Annotated in this window: 9 protein-coding genes and 2 pseudogenes; 4 read left to right on the top strand and 7 right to left on the bottom strand. The window is 42.6% G+C overall.

The features are described from left to right. Positions 1-375: 375 nt before the first annotated feature. From D7Y06_RS22505 to D7Y06_RS22495, 3 genes are all read right to left on the bottom strand, one after another. On the bottom strand, positions 376-963 hold the full coding sequence (locus D7Y06_RS22505; protein WP_120409805.1) for a DUF1349 domain-containing protein: 588 nt from the start codon (positions 961-963) through the stop codon (positions 376-378). A gap of 43 nt (positions 964-1006) precedes the next feature. Next, positions 1007-1606 carry a DUF1349 domain-containing protein gene (locus D7Y06_RS22500; RefSeq protein ID WP_120409804.1) on the bottom strand — a complete coding sequence of 200 codons (600 nt, stop codon included), beginning with the start codon at positions 1604-1606 and terminating at the stop codon, positions 1007-1009. A gap of 100 nt (positions 1607-1706) precedes the next feature. Further along, positions 1707-2894 carry an MFS transporter gene (locus D7Y06_RS22495; protein WP_120409803.1) on the bottom strand — a complete coding sequence of 396 codons (1188 nt, stop codon included), beginning with the start codon at positions 2892-2894 and terminating at the stop codon, positions 1707-1709. Between the two features lie 119 nt (positions 2895-3013). On the opposite strand from D7Y06_RS22495, the gene D7Y06_RS22490 reads away from it, so the two are divergent. After that, positions 3014-3910 carry an AraC family transcriptional regulator gene (locus D7Y06_RS22490; RefSeq protein ID WP_199714833.1) on the top strand — a complete coding sequence of 299 codons (897 nt, stop codon included), beginning with the start codon at positions 3014-3016 and terminating at the stop codon, positions 3908-3910. Between the two features lie 21 nt (positions 3911-3931). Here D7Y06_RS22490 and D7Y06_RS22485 read toward each other — a convergent pair whose 3' ends face one another. Next, the gene (locus tag D7Y06_RS22485) at positions 3932-4300 is read right to left on the bottom strand and encodes a hypothetical protein (RefSeq protein ID WP_243119458.1); all 369 of its coding nucleotides are present in this window, start codon (positions 4298-4300) and stop codon (positions 3932-3934) included. A 297-nt stretch (positions 4301-4597) separates the two neighbouring features. Between D7Y06_RS22485 and D7Y06_RS22480 the strand changes: the two genes are divergently transcribed. Continuing rightward, positions 4598-5419: a helix-turn-helix domain-containing protein gene (locus D7Y06_RS22480; RefSeq protein WP_120409801.1), complete on the top strand. Its 822-nt coding sequence runs from the start codon at positions 4598-4600 to the stop codon at positions 5417-5419. 64 nt (positions 5420-5483) lie between these two features. Here the strand turns inward: D7Y06_RS22480 and D7Y06_RS22475 are convergent, their stop codons facing one another. After that, positions 5484-5696, bottom strand: coding sequence for a helix-turn-helix domain-containing protein (locus D7Y06_RS22475; protein WP_120409800.1), 213 nt, complete (start codon positions 5694-5696; stop codon positions 5484-5486). Positions 5697-5962: 266 nt separating this feature from the next. Beyond that, positions 5963-6568: pseudogene (locus D7Y06_RS22470) on the bottom strand (DUF4368 domain-containing protein); the annotation flags it as partial. Between the two features lie 4 nt (positions 6569-6572). Between D7Y06_RS22470 and D7Y06_RS22465 the strand changes: the two are divergent. Then, positions 6573-7196 (top strand): MATE family efflux transporter, encoded by a 624-nt coding sequence (locus D7Y06_RS22465; protein ID WP_330566575.1) that lies wholly within the window; start codon positions 6573-6575, stop codon positions 7194-7196. Here D7Y06_RS22465 and D7Y06_RS22460 read toward each other — a convergent pair. Then, positions 7144-7500: pseudogene (locus D7Y06_RS22460) on the bottom strand (CHC2 zinc finger domain-containing protein); the annotation flags it as partial. The gene D7Y06_RS22465 and the pseudogene D7Y06_RS22460 sit on opposite strands and share 53 nt — an antisense overlap. A 214-nt stretch (positions 7501-7714) precedes the next feature. On the opposite strand from D7Y06_RS22460, the gene D7Y06_RS27755 reads away from it, so the two are divergent. Further along, positions 7715-7837, top strand: a complete 123-nt coding sequence (locus D7Y06_RS27755; protein ID WP_256387248.1) for a hypothetical protein — start codon at positions 7715-7717, stop codon at positions 7835-7837. Positions 7838-8284: the final 447 nt, after the last annotated feature.

Raw genomic sequence — 8284 nt, 5'->3', positions numbered from 1 at the left:
AATTTGCATATCCTAATTCTTACCAAAAAGGAGCCATTTATTTCCAAAAACACAAACTTATTTACACTACCTTTTAGAGGGGAAATATTCTTATGTTGTCACTACCCACATTGATAAAGTATGTCACAAACTGGCGCACCACCCTGTCCTTTTTATCTTTGTTTATCAATGTCCTGTCCTCCATTTCTGAAAAATTGATTTATCTGAAACGAAGTCAGGACTGGCGGGGAACGGCAGTGCATTGTTGCTTTAAAAAACAGAAAAGCGTTCATTGGGTTTCTTCCAACAAACGCTTTCCCGCCTTTACAATATGATTTACATGATAACTACATGACGCTTTATCTTCAGCTTTTTATGCAGAAAATCTAAAATCACTCATTCTCCCATTCGTATGTTTTTAACCGTCCGACTCTCTATCGTCAGGTTTTCATAAACTCGAATCCCGCCTTTTCCAGTCGGTGCCTGAGCTAAAAGTCCTACCTTTATGGTTTTTTCGGCAGGCAGGTTGAAAAACCTCATCATATAGAACCTTTCTCCATCCGTTGAATAGTGAAAGGCAAACGATTGCCCTACCCGACACGCCTGTAACCAAACAAAGTCATTTTCAATATTACAACCATTGGCATCATCAGATTCCTCTTTTGTAACTACACTGACAACAGCATGTGTATTGAAATCTGTAAGTTCAAAACAGGCTTTCGCCCAATTCTTTCTATCCTGCATGACCATGATTGAGGAAGAATCATAAGTATCTTTGAAGTCAAGCGACACTTTTACCCGCATCACAAAGTCCCCGTTAATTTCCGTATAATAAAAGGGTGCATTGCTTAACGATTCCGGAGTAATGCCTTCTTCTCCAACTGCACCATTATTGCAAAAAAAGTCACTCTCTTTTGGAGCGGTTATCTCCCACCTATCCCCTGTTTTATTAATTGCACTTTCATTAAGCCATTTAAATTCCATCGCAAAACGCCCCCTTTTCTACATAAAAATCTAATACATTCCATTAGTCACGCCAATCCGCATCTGATTCCCACCGGCATTCTGTAATCTGCATATCAGAAAATGTTGCCTTGTATGAACCATCTGTCGGGCTGCATGCATATATTCCATATGTAATTTTTTCTGCCCCCTCCCACATATGGAAAATGCGCATCTGCCTGAAATTTATGCCGTCCTCACTACATTCAATGCAGTAGTCGCTGTTCCTGCGCGAAAAGCGATACCACATACTTTTAATATCAGAGGATATGTCTGTTGTTGCCCAGTCAGAATATCCATGATTCGTGACAACACTTCCCAACCGCTGTATCTTTTCATCTTCATATTCGATAGATGCCTTAAACCAGTTATCACTATTTAAATACATAACCACACCGCACTGGTCAAAACGGCAGGCACTCTCAAATTCTGTTTTAACAATAAAGGAAAAAAACTTATCAGTTGTTTCAATCTGGAACACTGGAGCATTATCATTTTGAAAGCCATAATAAGTGCGCGCCCATAAATCAGTCCCCCTTTCCGTAGTAATCACTACTTTGCCCTCACTAATCTGTACCTCCTTCGGTTGACGTGTCCATTTTGGACTGTTTTTCAAAAAATCCATCTTTTTATCCTCTCTTACTCTTTATATTTTTGATAGGCAACTATTTGATACCTATTTTTTCACTACATATCCTTCTTCTATAAATATTTTTCCCTGCATATTATGAGAATTCTCCTTTTGTTTTTCTACAAAGAATAATTCCCATGAGCAGCAGCACTGGAAAAATAATACCTGCCAAAATTCCCATCTTTAGGTTATCCCCCGATATTCCTGATACCATTCCAACCAATGTAGGGCCTCCCGAACAGCCTATATCTCCGCCTAACGCCAATAACGCAAACATGGCTGTTCCGCCTTTTGGCAAAGCTGCTGATGCCTTGCTGAAAGTTCCCGGCCACATGATTCCAACTGACAGCCCGCAGACGGCACAGGAAATCAGGTTTAACAGCGGAATGGAAAAAAGAGAAATTCCCAAATAAGACAAAATACACAAAAAACTACTATAAATCATAAAGCGCTCCAAATGAATACGTTCGCCATACTTACCATAAAACAATCTTGACAACCCCATTAAAACTGCAAACGCCATCGGCCCCGCTAAATCACCCGCTGCTTTGGAAATCCCAAGTCCTTTTTCTGCAAAAGCTGACGCCCATTGGCTTACTGCCTGCTCGCTTGCCCCTGCGCATACCATCATAATCAGCAAGATCCAAAATACTTTTATCCGAAACAAATCCTTTAATTCAAGCCCTGACTCTCCGTCCTCAATCAACGGTGCAATTGGAATCTTGGCAAATGCAAAAGCATTTCCAATTGGGATAACTGCCCAAATAACAGCTAAAATTTTCCAATTTTCTATACCAGCCACATAAAAAAATAATGTTGAAATGAGTACGACTCCGGCATGTCCCCAACAATAAAAAGAATGGAGCATACTCATTGCCTTCTCCTTATTGTCAGAAGGGCACGCCTCAACAACCGGACTGACTAGAACTTCCAAAAGTCCACCACCAATTGCATAAATCATTACAGCAATCAAAATTCCGATAAAGGGTACTGGTAAAATCTCCGGCAAGACCGTAAGAAGAATTAAACCTGCCGCTGATAGAACATGGGCTATAATCATTGATGCACGATACCCTATTTTATCTATAAATCCGACTGAAAGAAGATCAACCAACAGTTGTATTCCAAAATTAAAAGTCACCAGCAACGTAATCTGAGAAAGCGGAATATGATAGCTTTTCTGAAAAAACAAAAACAGCAGTGGTGTAAAATTGTTGACTACAGCCTGTACGATATATCCCACAAAGCAGGCTGTAATTGTTTTATTATATTGGTTTTCCATTTTATTCCCTCCTAACGAATGAGATTATATCGCATAATTTATATCCAGTCATTGCACAAAATCACATATTTATGGTATAATATAACAAATTCTATTTTGTTTTAATGAGGAGATACGCTATGGGCATTTTTAAGATAACTACAGATGAAACACTGCGAGAAACCATCCGGCATGGCAACAATAGTTATCCTTTTGCATACTATCCCGAAAATATTTGGCAATTTGACTTCCACCGCATTGACTGGCACTGGCATCATGAACTGGAATTCCTGTTTGTTGCCGAAGGCACTGCACTCTGCCTTGTAGGAACAAGCAAAATAGAACTGCATAAAGGTTACGGAATATTTGTCAACAGCGGTATACTGCACCGTTTTGAAGCACAATACAGTACATATACCCCAAATATTGTTTTTTCACCAACCCTGTTAGCGCCTGAAAAAAGTCTTATTTACGAAAAGTATATCCTACCTGTTATAAACTCGTCTGTTCCATATCAGATTTTTAGTCCATACGCAACATGGGAAAGCAATGCTCTGCAACTTTTGTCACAAATTTTTACCCTTCAGGAGACAGAGCAGGATAATGAATTATGTACAGTACAACTTCTATTTCAGCTTTGGAACATATTGTTAAAAAATATAGACTTGGATTCCGGTTCTAGCGATAATCATCGTTTAAATCACAAGCAGGCAAGGTTACAAGCTATGATGCAGTATATTCATGATCACTACATGGAAGAAATTACTCTTGAAATGATTGCAGCATCTGCATCTATCAGCAAAAGTGGGGCTTTAAACATTTTTCAGTCGGGTATCCATATTTCTCCGGTAGCGTATCTCATCCAATACAGACTAGCGCAGGCTGCCGAACAGCTCTATGCCACTCAAAAATCTGTTTCTTCCATTGCAGAAGAAACGGGATTTTCAAGTTCTGGCTATTTTTGCCGTAAGTTTAAACAGCATTATCATATGAGTCCAAATGAATACAGGCAGAAGAAAAGTGATTGGTTTTCTTAATTTCAAATTATTTTCGTAATCTTATGCCTTGTTTTGTAACTCCCGCAAATGCCTAAGCTGTGCTTCACTCAATGTTCTTGGTTTCCCTATCTTTACAAGATTCTTTGGGAGAACATATGTCTTGCTAATTTCTGTCCACGATTTTAACCGGATTATCTCCGGAAATTCATTGCACAGCTTATCCATTTTCCGCACCCACGCCGGATTAGCTGTGTAAACTGTTGCTTCCTTCTCATCTGCATTGAAGTTGATTACAATTTCTTGTTCATATCTTGATAATTTCATTCCATACCCCTTTCTCCGGTTCCCATTCTCTGCCCCAAATTGGGCGGTTTTATAAATCTGCTGTTCTCCCCTTGCTGTTTCCTGACAGGCAACCCTTGTCGGCACTGTGTCGTCCAGTATTGGCGCTCAAATTACTTTAAAATTGGTCTTGGCGGTATATGTCAGCTTGGACAGTCATTTAATTGTACTGCCATTATCCAGCAAAACAGCCTGCTTTCCCGTATATCCATCATGTCAGAAATTCGCCCTAAAACTAAAAATTTCTATCATGCTAGAAAAATATGGTAGTAATCCGTCGTTTTATGTGATATTCTGTTTTTCGTGAAAGGAAATGTGAAAAGAAATTCTAAGGTGATAAAGAACACCACCTAAGAATTCCTTAGTTTTACATAGGATTTATCAATGAAAACACAATTAAGTATTCAGGAACGCCTGAAAGACCTGCGTGTGGAAAACGGACTGACTTTAGAGCAGCTATCACAGCAGACAAAAATTCCGGCTTCCACGCTTGGTTCTTACGAATCTGATGATTATAAGGAAATACCCCACAGGAATATCTTTGACTTGGCAAAATTCTACGGAGTATCAGCCGACTATCTGCTTGGTATGACCGAAAACAGGCAGCTTGGCAATATCTCCATATCCGACCTGCACCTGAGCGACGCCGCCCTGTCGCTTCTCAAAGACCGGAAATTAAACACGCTGCTCCTGTCAGAACTTATCACCCATGAGCAGTTCCGAAAGCTCATGCTTGACTTGGAGATATATGTGGACGGTCTTGCCGATATGCAGGTCAAGTCACTCAACCTTGCGGTGGAAACAGGCAGAAAGATATTGCTCAAACGCCACAATCCCGATGAATATAACCTGCAATTAAATGTATTAAAAGCATCACACCTTGAATTGAATGAGTATTTTTCCCATGTGATTGATGATGATATGCATACCATTATCAGGGACATCAGGAACGCCCACAAAGGCGATATTGATTCTGCCCCGCCCAAAACCGTAACTGAGCATTTTGAAGAAATCATCGAAAAGGCAGAAAGCTTCGCAGGCACTTCCAAACAGAAACTTGCTTACATATTCAGCCAGTTTTTGAAAATCAAGCCGACTGAAAAGAATATTGACGATATGGCGGATATACTCGGTCAGTCTGAAATCTTGGAGCCTGATGCGAAAAAACGGCGGAACAGTGCAAGGCAGAAACGCAAAAAGGACTGATTTTCTGCAAAACAAAAGGAACTGCATGGTATCTGCAATTCCCTGTTTTCAAAAATGTGAGAGATTATTCCTCTGTTTTTACCAGTTCCACCACGTCCTTCAGTTCACAGTCCAGCACATCACATATCCGTATGAGCGATTCCATAGAAATGTGCTGCCCTTTGTTCATGTTGGCAAGCACATTCGTGGTAAGCCCCGCTTCAATGCGCATCTGGCTCTTGGTCATTCCCCGTTCCAAGAGCAGATGCCATAAGGGTAAATAACTGACTTTCCGCATAACAGTCCTCCGTTATCCGGCAGGTGCTTTTCCTGCCTGTTTTCCATATCCGTTTTGTTTATTCTATCAGAGATATTGTCTTTTATCAATCAAATCTTGACTGTTGGCGGTATTTCCTGTTGTTTTGCCAATCATATTTTTGTTACACCTATTTAGGTATGAAGTGCTTGATTCCCTGTGATTTTGCTCATGTGAGATAAAGAAGTAAAAGAAGTGTAAAAAATTTTGCCGTTCCCTGTCCGGCTGACTGCCGGACGGGTCGGGCTTTAGTCGGGCAACTCTACCTTGCCGACAAAAGAGTAATAGATTTCGATTTCCTGTCTGCGGAGCTTCCCCCGGCGTTTCCCGTCAAGGGCTTCCGATTCGTGGATAACGATTTTCTCCACAAACTCCCGTAACAGGGTAGGGGTGAGTTCCTCAAAGCTGGTGTACTTGCGGACTACTTTCATAAACTTTTCAGCGTTTGCCGTGGCTTCCAGTGTCCTTGAAAGCTCGCCCTGCAGAACGGCGGCTTTCTCTTTCAGTTCCTTTTGCTCGGCTTCGTAGTCTGCCGAAAGTTCCGTGAAACGCTCGTCCGATATGCGCCCCGCCACGCTGTCCTCATACAGCCGCTTGAAGATAGCGGAGAGTTCCGCAATCCGTTTTTCTGCCGCTTCCAGTTCTTTCTTCTTGGCGGCGTTCCGGCGTTTGCTCCCGTCCTCGGTCTGCTCGGTCAACAGCTTCATAAACCGGGCTTCGTGCTTGGCGGCGTAGCTGGTGACTTTCCGTAAATTCTCGGTCACTCCCTCGGTCAAGAGGTCGGTGCGGATAAAGTGCGCCGTACAGTCTGCCGTGCGCTTTTTGTAGCTGCCGCATATGTAGCAGTCCTCCCTGCTCATGACCGATCACCGGGTTCAAGTCGGCGTAATAGACCTCGCCGCGGTGGAAATCGTGAAAATTACGGTCCATATGGATACCTCCTTCTTCTGGAACTTTTCGTTTGTGCCGTTGTGGGGCATCAGTCAGGGATTTCAGCCCGCCGCCGGTACAAACTATGGTGCAAAGGATTACGACCGGGTGAAGAAGCTGACAGGCGTATTTATCACTGCCGCCACGGTTCTGTCTCTGCTGTTCTATATCCCGGCAGAGTTGTTCCCGGACAAAGTGCCTTCCATGTTCATTACAACGCCGGGGGTAGCAGCTTCGGGAGCAACTAACTTCCGCATCATGTTCAGCACCTACATCCTGCAAGGCAGCTTTCTGATTGCTGTGACGCTGTTCCAGTCACTGGGCAAGGCAAGCAAAGCCACTTGGCTGGTGCTGTTTAGACAGATCATCCTGTTTATCCCTTTGTGTGTAGTGTTGCCGATGGTGGGCGGCATGGGCATCCGGGGCGTATGGCTGGCAATCGCTCTGACGGACGCAATCCTGGTCGTTATCACAATCGCCATGATGCTTTCGGAGTTCCGCAACGGTTCTCCTTTTTGCGGTATTCCTGCGCTGCCGCCAACTTGGAAATGACGGACGGCCTCCTTTGGGGCTGCCACGCTTGCAGGCCCTCATACCTCACCCCAAAATCCGCCGCCAGCTTCTCGGCGGCTCTCTTGGGGGAGAGGCCGAACAGCTTTCCCACAAAGTCGATCACATCCCCGTCCTCCTGACAGCCGAAGCAGTGGAACCGCTTATCCACTTTCATGCTGGGCGTCCTGTCATCATGGAACGGACAGCAGGCCATGCCGTTGCGTTTGACCTCGATTCCATAATGCTCCGCCGCTGCTATCGTTGGTACGGCATCCTTGACCGCTTCAAATAAATTCATTGTCATGCCCCCTTTCCCGGTATGTAAAAAGGGCATAGAAAAGGGGAGGAACAGCCAAGTAGCATCCTCCCTGTGTTTTGATTATGGATTATGTTTAAGCAACCTGTTTTGACTTGTCTTGAAGCAAACTACCAAATGTGTTATAATTGGATTCGATAGATAAGAATCCGGCAAGGCGGTGGAGCAAATCAATTTACAAAATTCGCTAAGGAGAGGTAGTATGATTGATGTAAATGTGTCCATTTCAGGTATTATCATGTGTTGCGATGAAAGCTTGTGCGGTCTGGTTTTAGGAAAAGGGTATTCTATTGAAAAGTGTAATCTTGATACATTATCTTTTTAGGATAAGATAACTAATGGTCAAGGCTATTTAGATACTGACTACTTCGGCTCTCGTATCGTTGAAGGTGAAAACATATTCTTTATCTGTCTGAAAAAGACTGATACTTTCCAGATAGAAGGACCAAGTTTTGAAACAACCCAACATATTGTAATAACTGACAAGGATTGTATGTGCGAAAGTGAACTTACGCAGTACATGGATCAAGAAATGCAGTATCTGAATGAACGGATTAATCTCCTCAGACTTTTTAAGGCAGGGAATATTGGGTTTAGGGATGTTTTCTTCCATTATTCGTTCACTATGATGGGCTTTATTAAAAACACAATAAATCATTGTAGTCACAATCAAACACGGAATACCATTGCGAGTGAGCAATTGGACCTATGTCAATACTTTGGACACAAAAAGTTGAAAGTTCATGCTGATTTTTTTAATTCCTCATCCTCC

Origin of the sequence: Roseburia sp. 1XD42-69, assembly GCF_003612565.1 — a bacterium.
Classification (GTDB): domain Bacteria; phylum Bacillota; class Clostridia; order Lachnospirales; family Lachnospiraceae; genus Roseburia_B.
Note: the sequence above shows the minus strand (reverse complement) of the source record. Positions and strands in the feature narration are given on the sequence as shown.

Coding starts and splice junctions, on each gene's coding strand:
- D7Y06_RS22505 (WP_120409805.1), bottom strand. CDS start 963: ATGGAATTTAAATGGCTTAATGAAAGTGCAATTAATAAAACAGGGGAT.
- D7Y06_RS22500 (WP_120409804.1), bottom strand. CDS start 1,606: ATGGATTTTTTGAAAAACAGTCCAAAATGGACACGTCAACCGAAGGAG.
- D7Y06_RS22495 (WP_120409803.1), bottom strand. CDS start 2,894: ATGGAAAACCAATATAATAAAACAATTACAGCCTGCTTTGTGGGATAT.
- D7Y06_RS22490 (WP_199714833.1), top strand. CDS start 3,014: ATGGGCATTTTTAAGATAACTACAGATGAAACACTGCGAGAAACCATC.
- D7Y06_RS22480 (WP_120409801.1), top strand. CDS start 4,598: ATGAAAACACAATTAAGTATTCAGGAACGCCTGAAAGACCTGCGTGTG.
- D7Y06_RS22475 (WP_120409800.1), bottom strand. CDS start 5,696: ATGCGGAAAGTCAGTTATTTACCCTTATGGCATCTGCTCTTGGAACGG.
- D7Y06_RS22465 (WP_330566575.1), top strand. CDS start 6,573: ATGACCGATCACCGGGTTCAAGTCGGCGTAATAGACCTCGCCGCGGTG.
- D7Y06_RS27755 (WP_256387248.1), top strand. CDS start 7,715: ATGATTGATGTAAATGTGTCCATTTCAGGTATTATCATGTGTTGCGAT.